Source organism: Arcicella rosea (assembly GCF_014204325.1).
Taxonomy (GTDB): Bacteria; Bacteroidota; Bacteroidia; order Cytophagales; family Spirosomataceae; genus Arcicella; species Arcicella rosea_A.
Genome location: NZ_JACHKT010000056.1, coordinates 1 through 16,226 on the forward strand (window position 1 = coordinate 1; position 16,226 = coordinate 16,226).

Here is a 16,226-nt window from a genome sequence, read left to right on the forward strand (position 1 = left end):
TGATGATTTTTCTCATCCTTAAAGGCTGTTTTGATGCTTGGTCGCTCAAATTTCAGCCTTTTTGTTTTCAAGAACAAAATCTTCGGGTAGAGTAACTGAAAACAAAGCCTATAGTTATTCCTAGAATATAAAAAATGACAAAAAGCATTTTTGGAAAATAGAATTTTCTACATCACCACTCCTCTTTTTTGTATCTTTGCGTTCGCTTATTCGTTTTAGTATCTCTTATCAAATATTTTAGGTCACGAATAAGTTTTTTTTGATAAGAATACATTCACGCTGTAAACTCATGTTGAAGATGAAGCCATACAGAGTAATTCTTTATTATAATTACACTCCTATCCCCGATGCGGATACTTATAGAGAAAAGCATCATTTATTTTGTTTAGAAAATCGATTATTAGGTCGTATCATTGTTGCTTCTGAGGGACTGAACGGTACTGTTTCTGGTTTGGCAGAAGACTGTGAACGGTACATGAATTGGTTAGAAAATGACCCAATTTTTGCGGGTTCAAATTTCGATTTCAAAGTTGAAGAACACGAAGAACATACTTTTGCAAAACTTCATGTAAGAGTAAAAGAAGAAATTGTCAATTCTGATTTACCCGTTGACCCAAGAGTAAGAACGGGAAAGCACTTAGAGCCAGCAGATTTCAAAGAAATGTTGAAAAATGACCCTGATGTAGTTTTGGTTGATATGCGTTCTAATTACGAACACAGCATCGGAAAATTCAAAGGAGCAGTAACATTTGACATGGAAACGCTTCGTGAATTACCCGAACACGTGCAAGAAATTGAACATCTGAAAGATAAAAAAATCATTACTTATTGTACTGGTGGGATAAAATGTGAAAAAGCTTCTGCTTATTTAATTGAGCGTGGTTTCGAGAATGTTTATCAACTACATGGCGGAATTATTAAATATGGTTTAGAAGAAGGTGGTGAAGACTTTGAAGGAAAATGCTATGTGTTTGACAACAGAGTAAAAACTGAAGTAAATACTGTAAATCCAGTAATTATTTCAAAATGCCATATCTGTAAAACTGATACAGAAGACATGGTAAATTGTGCCAATCCAGAATGTAATGAACATTTACCAATTTGTGCGACTTGCCTGTTAGAAATGGATGGAGCTTGTTCTGTAGCATGTAAAAATCATCCACGTAAACGTCCATATAATGTAAGAGGATATTACTCGAAACAGTCGGATAATTATACTCCTGAATTTGGTTTCAAAAGTAGAAAATTAACAAAAAGTCCTTTGGAACAAAACGCTTAATTTATATATTTGAGGTGTATATTCAACTAGAGGTATTGTATCAATTACAATGCCTCTAGTTTTTTCATTTAAAATCATCCAGACTATGAACATTTCACCAACCGATTTAATTATCAATACTGATGGAAGTATCTATCATTTGAATCTTCGTCCAGACGATATTGCTGACACCATCATTACCGTTGGAGACCCAGAAAGAGTAGAAAAAGTATCTAAATATTTCGATAGTGTTGACATTAAAATTAATAAACGAGAGTTTGTTACACATACTGGCTACCTTGGGAAAAAACGTATAAGTGTTATCTCTAGTGGAATCGGCACTGATAACATTGAAATTTTAATGAACGAACTCGATGCTTTAGCTAACATTGATTTAGCAACCAGAACACCTTTTAAAGAGCATAAATCATTAAATATTATTAGACTAGGCACCTCTGGCAGCTTACAAAAAGAGATTCCTATGGAAAGTATCGTAGTTTCAAAACTTGGTATTGGCTTTGATGCACTAGGCTATTTTTATACTTCGCAAAGTGATTCCATCTCAGAATCAATCAAAGATCATTTTACTTTAGATTTTATGCCTTATGTTAATTCAGGAAGTGAGTCTTTGTTTAATCTGTTTATGGAAGATTCTCCAGGCAATTGGTTTGAAGGGAACACCGTAACCTGTCCAGGATTCTATGCTCCACAAGGTAGAGTTTTGAGATATAGTCCAAAAATTGAAAATCTGTTAGAGAAATTTAATTCGTTCAGACATAATAATTTATTATTGACTAATCTTGAAATGGAAACAGCAGGATATTATTTAATGGGAAAAGTACTAGGTCATGAAGTACTATCAATTAGTGCTATTCTTGCCAGTAGAATGACCAACGATTTTGCTATAAACCCTGAAAAGGCGGTTGATAATTTAATCAAACTAGCCTTGGAAAAACTCTCAAAATAAAAAAAGCTGTTTCTATCAAAAATTTGAAGAAACAGCCTCTTTATAAAATCTATCAGTGAAATTGGAAATTAACTATGAGTTAATTTTTCCTCTTAAAGCACGTGGGATGTCAATTGTAGCAACTGGAGCCGAAGGATTATTTAAAATCGCAACGTTTTCAGCTTTCAATTTAGCAACTTTCAATGTTTGTCCTAGATCTAAGCCAGTAATGTCAGCTTCGATAAAGTCAGGAATGTTATCAGATAAACCTTTCAAAGATACTTTACGTAACTTTTGAACCATTTTACCCCCTTTACGAACGCCTGGTGCATCACCAATAACTTTCACAGGTACGTCAATTTTGATTTCTTTTCCAGCAACGATTTCTAAGAAATCGACATGAAGAAGAACTTCAGATACTGGGTGGAATTGTGAATCTTGAACGATAGCGTGGTGAATTTCACCTTCGATATTTAAAATTACTTCTGATACTTCTGGAGTATATAATAATTCACGGAAAAGAATCATTGGTACAGCAAAGTGAATTTGTTTTTCACCACCATACAATACACATGGAGCTAAAGATTCGTTACGAAGATCTTTCGCTGATTTTGTTCCAAGGGTTTCTCTGTTATACCCTACGATTTCAATCTTTCTCATTTTTGAGTGATTTGTGTTGAAAGCCTGTCAGTTTTAAGGAAAGCCTTAATTCTTATCTTCAATCAACCGTTTAAACTAATTTTTTATAAATAATGAACTGATAGACTCATGATCACGAATTCTGCCAATTGCTTTGGCGAATAATTCTGCTACTGATAATACTTTAATTTTATCACTAGCTTCTTTTAATGGAATAGTGTCTGTTACAACCAATTCAGTCAATACTGAATTATTGATATTTTCATACGCTTTTCCAGAAAGTACTGGGTGTGTAACGATAGCTCTTACAGATTTAGCACCTTTGTCCATGATTAACTGAGCGGCTTTACACATGGTTCCTCCAGTATCAATTAAATCATCTACTAAAACTACATCTGCACCAGTAACATCACCAATTAATTGCATTGTAGCTACTTCGTTTGCACGTTTACGTTGCTTATCGCAAATCACCATTTCAGCATTGAAGAACTTAGCAACGTTACGAGTACGAACCACACCACCAACATCTGGCGAGGCAAACAAAATATTATCTAATCCTAATGATTTTAAATATGGAACAAAAATAGCTGTTCCTTCTAAGTGATCTACAGGAAAATCAAAGAAACCTTGGATTTGTCCAGCATGTAAATCTAAAGTCATTAATCTGTCAGCACCAGCAGCAGTTAATAAATTGGCTATCAACTTTGCTCCGATACCTACTCTTGGCTTGTCTTTTCTATCCTGACGAGAATAGCCAAAATAAGGCATAACAACCGTAACATAGTGAGCAGAAGCACGACGAGCACCGTCAATCATTAACAAAAGCTCCAGCATATTATCAGCTGGTGGGAAGGTTGATTGAATGATGAATACATCACATCCTCTGATAGATTCGTTAAAACTTGGTGACATTTCACCATCTGAGAAACGTTGAACAGAAGACAAACCTAAATCTTTTCCGTAAAAGCGAGCAATTTCTTTTGCTAAATATTCGGAAGATGATCCTGTGAAAATCTTAACTTGATTGATAGCAGCCATTTTATTGGAGAGTTTTCTAAAGCTCTCTTAATTCAAAATTATCTTGGAAATACTTTTTCTGAAATTTACCGCAAAAGTACAAAAAATCATCCGCTTAAACAGCACTGATTAGTCAATTTTTCAAACAATAAATAATTAAGTAGTAACCACAAAGATAAAGTACTATATTTTATTGGTAAATCACCTTTTTGGCTGAAAGTAAAGTATTTTTCATCAAGGAAACAATCGTCATTGGCCCTACTCCTTTAGGAACTGGCGTGATAAAAGAACACTTCGGAGCTACCTCATCAAATTTCACATCTCCTTTCAATGCAAAACCAGACTTCTTAGTTGGGTCTTCTACCCTAGTCAAACCTACATCAATTACTACTGCACCTTCTTTTACATATTCAGCCGTGATAAACTCTGCACGACCCAAAGCAGCAATTAAAATATCAGCACTGGCACAAACAGCAGGTAAATCTTTCGTTTTTGAATGCGTAAGCGTTACTGTACAGTTACCAATTTTAGTATTACGTTGCATCAAAATAGACATTGGTAAACCTACAATCTGGCTACGTCCCACTACAACACAATGTTTTCCTGAAGTTTCGATGTTATAATACGCTAATAAATCTAATACTCCTTGTGGCGTTGCAGAAATATAAGCAGGAAGACCTTTTGCCATTCTACCAATATTGATTGGATGAAAACCATCAACATCTTTACTTGGAGCAATCGTCTCCATTACTTTATCGGGATTGATATGGTCAGGAAGGGGTAATTGAACAATCAATCCATCCATATCATCATTATCATTTACTTTTTGTACTTCAGCCAACAATTCAGCTTCAGTAATACTTGGGTCGAAACGAAGTAATGTTGAATTAAATCCTAATTCTTGACAAGATTTTACTTTGTTGGCAACATAGGTTTCAGAAGCACCATTATTTCCCACCAAAATGGCTACTAAATGTGGTGTTTTACCACCAGATGCTTTGATTTCAGCTACTTCCAATGCGATTTCTTTCTTGATTTCGTCAGCAACTGCTTTCCCGTCTATAATTTGCATGGTTCTGTTTTTTGTAATTTTGAAGTCACAAAATTACGGCTAGTTTTTGGTTAAGCAAAAGAAATTGGTTTATCTGTACTACTCATCTCAATCATTTACCAAAATATCCCATAATTTAGCCAAGCCAATACTGCCAATATATTCTATAAAAGCCATGTTTTTTCTGGTTGCTGCTTCTGGTTTTTTGGGGTCAATAATATAAATTGGTACAAAACCAGCTACAAAATTCACCAAACTAGCCGCTGGATATACTTGCAATGAAGTACCTACTACAACAAAAACATCGGCACTTTCAACCATTTCAATGGCATCATGTATCAAAGGAACGTCTTCATGAAACCAAACAATATGTGGACGAAGCTGAAAACCTTTTTCGCATTTATCGCCTAAATTGATTGGCTTAGTGCCGATTTCATATACCAAATCTGAAAAAACAGTAGAACGAGCTTTCGTTAATTCGCCATGAAGATGAAGTACATTACTTGAACCTGCTCTTTCGTGAAGATTATCTACATTTTGCGTGATGATTTGTACATCATAATGTTTTTCTAAACGAGCCAAAATTTTATGCCCTTCATTTGGTTCTACTTGGTCTAATTTAGCTCTTCGTTCGTTATAGAAGCGTAAAACCAATTCAGGGTTTTTCTTAAAGCCTTCAGGAGTAGCGACATCTTCAACGGCATGATTTTCCCAAAGCCCATCTGAAGCTCTAAAAGTAGGAATCCCGCTTTCTGCTGAAATACCAGCACCAGTTAATACGACTAATTTCTTTTTTTTAGGTTTCATCTTAGATTTTAAATTTAATTTTCAAATTAACACATCTTCAAATTTTCAAATCAAAAAAAAGGTCGCCAATCAAAAATCGACAACCTTTCTTTAAAATATTTAAGAAGAAATGACCTTCAAAAAGAATAATCACAAATCACTCCTTCACTAAATCACTCAATTATTAGATTTACTTCTTCTTTCCTCTCGCAGCAGGAGCAGGTGCTTCTTCGCCAAGTTTGATACAGTCTTCCAAAGTCAAATCTTCTGGTTTAGTATCTTTTGGAATTTTGATATTTCTTTTCCCTATCTGAATATATGGTCCATACATTCCGTTGACTACTTTGATAGAATCATTTTCTGGGAATTCTTTCAAGTACTTATTGGCTTCGCTGTCACGTTTTTTCAAAATGATTTCTATCGCTCTTTCGCCCGAAATGGTCTCAATACTTTCGCCTCTTCCCAAAGAGTAAAACTTACCATTGTGTTTTACATATGGCCCAAATCTACCTTTCCCCGTTGTAATAGGTTCTCCTTCAAAAGTCCCGATAGCACTTCCTACATCTGCTTGTCGTTTTTCCAAAAGTAATTCAATCGCTCTTTCTTCTGAAACTGTAAAAGGGTCTTCGTTGGGCGGAAGACTCGTATATTTATCATCGTGACGAATATAAGGACCCATTTTACCAGCACCAATCACCATTGGTTTATCTTCAAAGAAACCAACTTCTCGTGGTAGTTTTGGTAATTCCATCAAAGCCAAAGCCTCTTCTAAAGTAATGGTTGTTACCAACTGGTCTTTTTTAAGGTTGAAGTAAACTGGTTTTTCATCATCTTTGGTTTTGGCTTCTCCTAATTGTACATAAGGGCCAAACTTCCCTAATCTAACTGAAATAGGTTTCCCTGTTTTAGGGTCAACTCCTAAATCACGAGATGAACCAACTGTATTTCTATCAACGCTTTTACTGTCTTCAATCGTTTGGTGAAAACCTTGATAAAAATTATCAATCATTTTCGACCACTCTACTTTTCCTTTCGCAATTTCATCAAATTCATCTTCCATGTCGGCAGTGAATTTGAAATCTACTACTTCTTTGAAATTTTCAACTAAGAAATCATTCACCACCATTCCTACTGATGTTGGGAAAAGTTTTGCTTTTTCTGTTCCGTAAGTTTCTTTACTGGTCTTTTCAGAAATCTTATTGTCTTTCAACACAATCTCTTTAAAACTACGCTCCTTGCCTTCTCTATCTTCTTTTACAACATACTCACGTTTGATAATCGTTGAAATCGTAGGAGCATAAGTAGAAGGACGACCAACGCCTTTGTCTTCTAAAGCTTTTACCAAACTTGCTTCTGTGTAACGTGCTGGTGGGCGAGAAAAACGTTCGGTAGCTTTTAAAGTATATAAATTTAGAATTTGACCTATATTTAAAGGAGGTAACATTTTTGAATTATCCTCATCTTCTTCATCGTCTTTACTTTCTAAATATACTTTCAAGAAACCGTCGAATTTAATGACTTCACCTTGGGCTATTAATTCTTCAGAAGTTTGAGAAATACCCACCGTTGCGGTTGTTCTTTCTAATTGTGCATCTGCCATTTGCGAGGCGATGGCACGTTTCCAAATCAATTCATATAATCGTCTTTCTTTAACATCGCCAGAAAGAGTACTTTCTGCAAAATCTGTTGGACGAATGGCTTCGTGAGCTTCCTGTGCCGATTCATCTTTAGTTTTATACTGACGAGTTTGTACATAATCAACACCATAAGCATTAGTAATGGCTTCTTTTGCTTTTCCAATCGCTTCTTCAGAAAGACTGGTTGAGTCAGTTCTCATGTAAGAAATCTTACCTGCTTCGTATAGTTTCTGAGCATACATCATCGTTGATGCCACTGAGTAACCTAATTTACGAGAAGCTTCTTGTTGTAAAGTAGAAGTAGTAAAAGGAGCAGTTGGAGATTTTTTTGCAGGTTTGGTCTCTAAGTTTTTAATTTTAAATTCCGCACCGATACACTTTTCTAAAAATGCTTTTGCCAATGCTTCAGTTTCAAAGTTTTTAGGTAACTCTGCCTGTAAAACTCTGCCAGCTGCTAAAGGGAATAAAGCAACAATTTTGAAAGAAGATTTTGAATCAAAATTTTCAATATCTCTTTCTCTTTCAACCACAATTCTTACTGCTACCGATTGTACTCTACCCGCTGATAAACCTTTTTTTACTTTCGACCAAAGTACTGGTGAAAGTTCAAAACCTATTAATCTATCCAATACACGACGAGCCTGCTGTGCATTTACCAAATCCACATCAATTGTTCTTGGATTTTGAATGGCATTTTGAATTGCCTTTTTCGTGATTTCACGAAAAACGATTCTTTTAGTACTGTCTGCAAGCCCAAGAGCTTCTTTTAAATGCCATGAGATAGATTCACCTTCACGGTCATCATCCGTTGCCAGCCATACTTCTTCTGCTGCTTTTACGGCTGATTTGAGTTCGTTTACTACTTTTATCTTTTCTGGTGAGATAATATAAGTAGGTTTGAAACCATTTTTAACGTCGATGGCATCATTTTCTTTAGGTAAGTCCCGAACATGACCAAACGAAGATTTTACGGTAAAATCTTTTCCTAAATATCCCTCAATGGTCTTTGCCTTTGCTGGAGACTCTACTATTACTAAGTTTTTCGACATTAATTAATTTGATTGGTGGAGTAAATAATCGAAATTATTTACGAAATACTTATTCTTTAGGGGCTAAAATCATTAAAATTTAATGCCTTTTTGGGATATAAAATACCTGATAAAAGACCGCTACCTTTTATATTTTGCCAAATATATAAACTTCATTTCAAAATGTAGTCCATTTTTTTTGATAACAGTATTAAATTTGTACAATTCTATTATTTATTGGAAATAAAAATTATCCAAGAGACAACAGTAATTTGATTGATTCTATGAAATAAATTTTAGAGGACTTCAAAATGCTTTCTTCTTTGTATAAACAACAAAAAGCCTGAGTTGTTGCTCAGGCTTTTTAAATATACATTATAATTTTATTTCACCAACTTAATGTGTGATGGCGAAAATTTAGTCAAATTGATACCTTCAACTGCTTTTACATATTCTTCGATAGTTGGAGTTCTACCAAGAACCGTAGAAAGAACTACCACTGGCGTTGATGAAAGTAAAGATTCACCTTTTTTGCCTTCCGAATCTTCCACAACACGTCCTTGGAATAAACGAGTTGATGTTGCCATTACGGTATCGCCTTTAGCTGCCTTTTCTTGGTTACCCATACAAAGGTTACAACCCGGACGCTCTAAGTATAACATTTTTTCGTAAGAAGTACGTGCGGCTGCTTTAGGAGCATTATCATCAAACTCAAAACCTGAGTATTTTTGTAATACTTCCCAGTCGCCTTCTGCTTTCAATTCATCAACAATGTTATACGTTGGCGGAGCAACTACAAGTGGTGCTTTAAATTCAACTTTACCATTTTGAGCCTCAATGTTTTTAAGCATTTGTGCCAAAATTTTCATGTCGCCTTTGTGAACCATACAAGAACCGATAAAACCAAGATCTACTTTTTTGTCGCCACCGTAGAATGACAATGGTCTGATAGTATCGTGCGTATATCTTTTTGAAACATCTGCATTGTTTACATCTGGGTCAGCAATCATTGGTTCAGCGATTAAGTCTAAGTCAACAACTACCTCAGCGTAATATTTTGCATTAGCATCAGGTCTAAGTGCTGGTTTTTCGCCCGATTGAATTTCAGCAATTCTCTTATTTGCTTTATCAATCAATCCTTGAAGCACTTGGGTTTTGTTGTCCATGCCCTTGTCAATCATAATTTGGATTCTGCTTTTCGCAATTTCCAATGATTCGATTAAAGTAGCATCTTCAGAAATACAGATAGAAGCTTTTGCTTTCATTTCCGCAGACCAGTCTGTAAATGTAAAGGCTTGGTCGGCAGTAAGTGTACCAATATGAACCTCAATAATTTTACCTTGGAAGACGTTTTCGCCACCAAATTGTTGAAGCATTTGTGATTGCGTAGCATGAACCACGTCACGGAAGTCCATATATTCTTTCATGTTACCTTTAAAAGTAACTTTTACAGACTCAGGAATTGGCATTGAGGCCTCACCCGTAGCCAATGCCAAGGCAACCGTACCAGAGTCAGCACCGAAAGCAACACCTTTAGACATACGAGTATGAGAGTCTCCACCGATGATAATTGCCCAGTCGTCAACCGTAATATCATTCAATACTTTGTGAATTACGTCAGTCATTGAATGATACACACCTTTAGGGTCACGAGCGGTAATCAAACCAAATTCGTTCATGAATTTCATCAATTTTGGAATATTAGCCTGTGCTTTTTTATCCCAAACCGAAGCTGTATGACAACCTGATTGATAAGCTCCATCAACAGTAGTAGAAATAGTTGTTGCAGCCATTGACTCTAATTCTTGTGCTGTCATCAAACCTGTAGTATCTTGTGAACCTACAATATTTACCAATACACGAACGTCCGAACCTGCATGTAAAACTTTGCCCGGCGTAGAACCTACTGCGTTTCTGTTGAAGATTTTTTCAACCGCTGTTAAGCCTTGACCCTCATTAGAAACTTCTTTTGAAGGAGCAAATACTGGAGCAATAGCAATACCTAATAATTGAGAAGCGAATGTTTGGATTTTCTTACCAAATACGATGGCATAAGAACCACCAGCTTTGATAAATTCCAATTTTTGAGGAGTGAAAGATCTTGAAATATCAATCAACTCTTGCTCGCCATTGTATAATTTTTTCGTCTTTGTATTAATCGTCAATACAGTACCTGTCGCTATTGAATAAGCTTGTTCAAGGATAGGTTCGTTATTTTCATTACGAATAACTTTACCATCTGCATCTACTTTTTTAACCCAGTTTTTAAGGTCAATTCCGATACCACCCGTTACATCAACTGTTGTAAGGAAAATTGGAGAAATACCATTTGTTCCACCTACAATTGGAGCAAAGTTCACAAATGGAATGTAAGGGCTTGCTTGCTTACCTGTCCAAAGTGCCACGTTATTTACGCCTGACATTCTTGATGAACCAACGCCCATCGTTCCTTTCTCAGCAATTAACATCACAGATTTATCTGGGTGTTGAGCTTTCAAGGCTTCGATTTCATCTTGAGCAGCAGGAGAAATCATACATTTTCCATGCAATTCACGGTCAGAACGTGAGTGAGCTTGATTTCCTGGAGAAAGTAAATCTGTTGAAATATCACCTTCGCCTGCGATAAACGTAACAACTTTAATTTCTTCAGGTATTTCTGGAAGTTTCGTAAAAAACTCAGCTTTGGCATAACTTTCGATAATGTCTTTTGCCGTTTCATTTCCGCTTTCAAAAGCATCTTTCAAACGTTTCAAATCTGCGTCGTACAAGTAAACTTGCGTTTTTAATACGTCTCCAGCTTGTTTTGCAATAGCAACATCTTCTCCTAAAGCCAAATCCAATAATACTTCAATTGAAGAGCCACCTTTCATGTGTGACAACAATTCAAAAGCAAAATCTGGGGTAATTTCTTTTACAACAGACTGACCAAGTACAATCTCTTTTAAAAACTTAGCCTTTGCACCAGCCGCAGGAGTAGTTCCAGGCAAAGTGTTGTAGATGAAAAACTGAAGTGAATCAGCACGGTTTTCGTTGTCTAAATCTTTGATTTGTTCAATGATTTCACTAACCAATTCTGCACTATCAATTGGCTTAGGATGAAGTCCTTGTGTTTTTCTTTCCTCGATTTCTTTAAGGTAATCGTTATAAAAGTTCATATTGAATTATTTACAGTTATTATAGTATTTATCCTTGTACGTTTTTCATATTAACAGACTTTCTATTGGTGTTAACAATAGCATTTTTCTGAAAATATTTATCTCGCAAATTTATAGAAAGCAACTTCTATTTAAAAATTTTTTATCGAATAGACGTTTTTAACATATATTTTCTTTGTTTTGTATAATTTTTATTTGTTTTATTCAATTACTGAGACAACTATCAAGAGATTCCCTCCATAGTCTATAATCATCAATAAAACTCTAAAAGGTTAAATTACAATTTTTACCGTTGTCGGTATGCAAACAGAAATTCAAGAACTTAAAATATCTGAAATATGTTATTGCAATATGAAAAATAGTAATTAAATTATTAGAACATATCAATAAATTCTTATTCTTTAAATCTTAGAATTTCAAGTACTCTTAACAAAAATAGATTATGGCTTTTGACATTGAAATGATTAAAGCAGTTTATGAACGTATGCCAGCTCGTGTTGAGGCAGCCCGTAAACTTGTCGGCAGACCGCTTACTTTAACAGAAAAAATCCTTTATTCTCATTTGTGGGAAGGTACTCCTACAAGTACTTTTGAAAGAGGAAAATCTTATGTTGACTTCGCACCTGACCGAGTGGCAATGCAAGATGCAACTGCACAAATGGCTCTTTTACAATTTATGCAGGCTGGTCGTCCGAAAGTAGCAGTTCCTTCTACTGTTCACTGCGATCACTTAATTGAAGCTAAAGTAGAGTCAAAAACCGACCTTTCGGTTGCGGTGAATAAAAATAAAGAAGTGTATGACTTCCTTTCTTCTGTTTCTGATAAATATGGTTTAGGTTTTTGGAAACCCGGTGCAGGTATTATTCACCAAGTAGTCTTAGAAAACTATGCTTTTCCGGGCGGAATGATGATTGGTACTGATTCTCATACAGTAAATGCTGGAGGTTTGGGGATGATTGCCATTGGTGTTGGTGGGGCTGATGCTTGTGACGTAATGGCTGGTTTAGCTTGGGAATTGAAATTCCCTAAATTGATTGGTGTTAAATTGACAGGTAAATTAAACGGTTGGACTTCTGCAAAAGATGTAATCTTAAAAGTAGCAGGTATTCTTACGGTAAAAGGTGGCACTGGTGCTGTGGTAGAATATTTTGGCGAAGGCGTTACTTCAATGTCGTGTACAGGTAAGGGTACAATCGCTAACATGGGTGCTGAAATTGGAGCAACTACTTCAACTTTTGGTTATGATGAATCTATGGCTCGCTATTTAACATCAACAGGTCGTGCTGATGTGGTTGCTTTAGCGGATACCATTAAAGAACATTTGACTGCTGACCCAGAAGTTTATGCTGACCCAGCTACTTATTTCGACCAAGTAATTGAAATTGATTTAGATACTTTAGAACCACATTTGAACGGGCCTTTCACGCCAGATTTAGCAACCCCTATTTCTCAAATGAAAGCATTAGCTGAGAAAAACGGTTGGCCAACTAAAATCGAAGTAGGTTTGATTGGTTCATGTACTAACTCATCTTACGAAGACATTTCACGTGCGGCTTCTTTAGCAAGACAAGTTGCAGTTAAAGGCTTAAAAACAAAAGCAGAATATACCATCACCCCTGGTTCTGAACAAGTACGTTATACAATAGAACGAGATGGATTTATTGATACTTTCGAGAGCATCGGCGGTAAAGTATTCTCAAATGCTTGTGGGCCATGTATCGGTCAGTGGGCTCGTCCCGGTGCTGAGAAAGGGGAGAAAAACACCATCGTTCACTCTTTCAACCGAAACTTTGCCAAACGTGCGGATGGAAACCCAAATACTTATGCTTTCGTAGGTTCTCCTGAGTTAGTAACTGCTTTGGCGATTGCAGGTGATTTAACTTTCAATCCTTTAACAGATTATTTGACCAACGAAGCAGGAGAGCAAGTAAAATTAGACGCTCCGACAGGTGATGAATTACCTACAAAAGGATTCGCCGTAGAAGATGCTGGTTATCAAGCTCCTGCTGAAGATGGTTCTTCGGTAGAAGTAAAAGTTTCTCCAACTTCTGACCGTCTTCAATTATTAGCTCCATTCTCTGCTTGGGAAGGTACTGATTTATTGGGTTTGAAATTATTAATCAAAGCGAAAGGTAAATGTACAACAGATCATATTTCTATGGCTGGTCCTTGGTTGAAATACCGTGGTCACTTAGATAATATTTCTAACAATATGTTAATTGGTGCATTGAACTTCGCTAACGAGAAAACAGACAATGTGAAAAACCAATTGACGGGCGAATATGGCCCCGTTCCTGCGACACAACGTGCTTATAAAGCGGTTGGAATCGGAACAATCGTAGTTGGTGATTCTAACTATGGTGAAGGTTCATCTCGTGAACACGCAGCGATGGAACCTCGTCACTTGGGTGTTCGTGTGGTATTAGTGAAATCTTTTGCTCGTATTCACGAAACTAATTTGAAGAAACAAGGGATGTTGGCGATTACTTTTGCCAATGAAGCAGATTATGACTTAATTCAAGAAGACGATTCTATCGACATCATTGGTTTAACAACTTTCGCTCCGAGTGTTCAATTGCAAGTAGTATTGAATCATGCCGACGGTTCAAGTGATACAATTGCAGTAAATCACTCTTACAACGACCAACAAATTGAATGGTTTAAAGCTGGTGGTGCATTGAATATTATTCGTGCTAATGTAGCGAAGTAATTTATTTTAGCGATTAACAAATTAATAAACAGCCTTTATCAAGTAAAATTGATAAAGGCTGTTTTTATATTAATTCATTTTTTACAGAAATCATTTCAATAAACTCGTTTTCGCTTATTATCTGAACATTGTATCCTTCTAGTGAAAGTTCTTCTGCTTTTTGTATTTTAGATGACTTAGTTTTATTGACATCATACTGACCAACTACAAGATACTTCGTTCTACTACTGACAAATTGAGCAGGAAACCCTCCTATTTTTCTTACCAAATTCTCAGCTTCTTTTCTGACAAAGTATTCCAGTGTTCCCGTAAAAACAACCTCTTTTTTCCTGATGGGATTATTTAAGTTCTCATTAATAGTTCCTTCAAAAATCTTTTTGACAGTCTTTACTTTAGACGAACGCTTAACTTGTAGCCTACTAGATTTATAATATTGAATTTCTTGAATACTTGACAAAGAAAGTACCTCCATTACTTTAAGTACCAATACAGCACATGCTTCAGCATCTGCTAAAGCATCATGATGATTAAAGCTGTAACTATCAAGTTTAGATTTCACTAAAGTACTTAAACCATAACCTCGCTCATTTCGCCAAGCCATCCTAGACAATGCAATCGAACACATCCTCGTCAACTTCACTGGTTGAATATTGTAATGCGTGCAAACACTATTTAAAACGCCAAAATCAAACGTAGCGTTATGAGCAATAACTACTTGGTTTTCTAAAAGTGGCTTTAATTCATCCCATATTTCATCAAAAGTAGGTTTATCTCTCAAATCCATCAGGTTAATTTTATGAACCTTATTTTGATAAAAACCCATTTCAAAAGGCGTTGGTTTTATTAACCATTCTCTTCTTTCAGCGATAATGCCATTTTCAACTTTCACTAGTCCCAAAGCACAAGCACTACTTTGGGCATTATTAGCAGTTTCAAAATCTATTGCAACAAAATTCATCTTCAATAATATTTATCTCTAATTGATAGGCTTAATTTTTATTCAGTACCAATTTACTAATTAAACTACAAAAAGTCATTTTTGTAACTACATAATCAAAAAACTATCAGATTAATGAATAAAACTTCTTAAAGAATTCAAAAATATTGATGCTGAACAAAAGATTTTGAGTATTTACTAGCAAGTTTTTGGGAAAGAAATTATTAACTTGAGGAAAAATCAAGGTAAGGTTCATGAGTTTATGAAAACTTGAGATTGCCGTTTTAATTCATATATCATAATATTAAATCCAAAATGAACAATATTTTGATAAGTAAATCATGGAAAAGTCTCTCTCCTAAATATAACATTGATAGTTATGACGAGGGATTGGAAGAATATTTCCTAAGGAATAAAAAAAAATAACGCACATTCCATACGAAGTAATAGAACAATGGTTTTTTCCATTACATAATGATGACTTATCATTAATGAATTATGCTTGGATTAATTATGGTAATGAATATATCGAATTTGTTGATGAGCAATGGGCAAATGAACAAATTAAAAGCATCAATATACTTAGTGGCGGTCAAGATTATTATGATAGCATTAGTGTTTGTGATACTTGGGATAAATTATTTCAAATAATTCCAAACAGAAGACATCAAATAGAATATTGGTTAAAAAATGGGACTTGGGAAGTTTCACCAATTATTTTAGACTGTAATTCGTTCCCAATAAAACCTAAAGGTGTTGAAATTAATGGTAAATATCAATTGGTTGAAGGTCATACACGAACAGGAATATTAAATTCTTTAATAAAAATAAATATGAAAGAAAGTTTTAACCTCAATAATACGCACAAAGTCTGGATTATGAGAAATAAATTGAAATAAACAACTTGCCAAAATAACTGCCTAATCCTGCCATATCAGCAGGATTTTTTGTCAGGTAAAAACTAATGAGGCTTTCCTTGAAAATTGTTTTTCAATATTCATTCATAATAAAATCCACTCATATTCTGGGTGGATTTTTCATTTTATTTGAGGTGATTTACTT

Annotated in this window: 11 protein-coding genes; 4 read left to right on the plus strand and 7 right to left on the minus strand. The window is 35.3% G+C overall.

Annotated features, from left to right (window positions below):
- Window positions 1-298 precede the first annotated feature (298 nt).
- Both trhO and HNP25_RS21235 read left to right on the plus strand, forming a co-directional pair.
- Complete coding sequence (trhO, locus tag HNP25_RS21230) at window positions 299-1,279, plus strand: oxygen-dependent tRNA uridine(34) hydroxylase TrhO (protein ID WP_184137715.1); 981 nt, start codon at window positions 299-301, stop codon at window positions 1,277-1,279.
- 85 nt (window positions 1,280-1,364) lie between these two features.
- On the plus strand, window positions 1,365-2,225 hold the full coding sequence (locus tag HNP25_RS21235) for a nucleoside phosphorylase (RefSeq protein WP_184137716.1): 861 nt from the start codon (window positions 1,365-1,367) through the stop codon (window positions 2,223-2,225).
- Window positions 2,226-2,297: 72 nt separating this feature from the next.
- On the opposite strand, the gene HNP25_RS21240 is transcribed toward HNP25_RS21235, so the two are convergent.
- The 6 genes from HNP25_RS21240 to HNP25_RS21265 all read right to left on the minus strand — a co-directional run bounded on the left by HNP25_RS21240 (window position 2,298) and on the right by HNP25_RS21265 (window position 11,517).
- Window positions 2,298-2,864: a 50S ribosomal protein L25/general stress protein Ctc gene (locus HNP25_RS21240; RefSeq protein ID WP_184137718.1), complete on the minus strand. Its 567-nt coding sequence runs from the start codon at window positions 2,862-2,864 to the stop codon at window positions 2,298-2,300.
- A 75-nt stretch (window positions 2,865-2,939) separates the two neighbouring features.
- Window positions 2,940-3,881 (minus strand): ribose-phosphate pyrophosphokinase, encoded by a 942-nt coding sequence (locus HNP25_RS21245; RefSeq protein ID WP_184137720.1) that lies wholly within the window; start codon window positions 3,879-3,881, stop codon window positions 2,940-2,942.
- A 169-nt stretch (window positions 3,882-4,050) separates the two neighbouring features.
- On the minus strand, window positions 4,051-4,932 hold the full coding sequence (locus HNP25_RS21250; protein WP_184137723.1) for a bifunctional 5,10-methylenetetrahydrofolate dehydrogenase/5,10-methenyltetrahydrofolate cyclohydrolase: 882 nt from the start codon (window positions 4,930-4,932) through the stop codon (window positions 4,051-4,053).
- A gap of 87 nt (window positions 4,933-5,019) precedes the next feature.
- Window positions 5,020-5,718 carry an SIR2 family NAD-dependent protein deacylase gene (locus tag HNP25_RS21255; RefSeq protein WP_184137725.1) on the minus strand — a complete coding sequence of 233 codons (699 nt, stop codon included), beginning with the start codon at window positions 5,716-5,718 and terminating at the stop codon, window positions 5,020-5,022.
- 169 nt (window positions 5,719-5,887) lie between these two features.
- Window positions 5,888-8,383 carry a type I DNA topoisomerase gene (gene topA / locus HNP25_RS21260; RefSeq protein ID WP_184137727.1) on the minus strand — a complete coding sequence of 832 codons (2,496 nt, stop codon included), beginning with the start codon at window positions 8,381-8,383 and terminating at the stop codon, window positions 5,888-5,890.
- Between the two features lie 362 nt (window positions 8,384-8,745).
- Window positions 8,746-11,517: a bifunctional aconitate hydratase 2/2-methylisocitrate dehydratase gene (locus tag HNP25_RS21265; protein WP_184137729.1), complete on the minus strand. Its 2,772-nt coding sequence runs from the start codon at window positions 11,515-11,517 to the stop codon at window positions 8,746-8,748.
- Between the two features lie 442 nt (window positions 11,518-11,959).
- Here HNP25_RS21265 and HNP25_RS21270 point away from each other — a divergent pair, with 442 nt between their 5' ends.
- Complete coding sequence (locus HNP25_RS21270) at window positions 11,960-14,227, plus strand: aconitate hydratase (RefSeq protein WP_184137731.1); 2,268 nt, start codon at window positions 11,960-11,962, stop codon at window positions 14,225-14,227.
- A gap of 64 nt (window positions 14,228-14,291) precedes the next feature.
- On the opposite strand, the gene HNP25_RS21275 is transcribed toward HNP25_RS21270, so the two are convergent.
- Complete coding sequence (locus HNP25_RS21275) at window positions 14,292-15,185, minus strand: exonuclease domain-containing protein (RefSeq protein ID WP_184137733.1); 894 nt, start codon at window positions 15,183-15,185, stop codon at window positions 14,292-14,294.
- 470 nt (window positions 15,186-15,655) lie between these two features.
- On the opposite strand from HNP25_RS21275, the gene HNP25_RS21280 reads away from it, so the two are divergent.
- Window positions 15,656-16,063: a hypothetical protein gene (locus tag HNP25_RS21280; RefSeq protein WP_184137735.1), complete on the plus strand. Its 408-nt coding sequence runs from the start codon at window positions 15,656-15,658 to the stop codon at window positions 16,061-16,063.
- Window positions 16,064-16,226 lie beyond the last annotated feature (163 nt).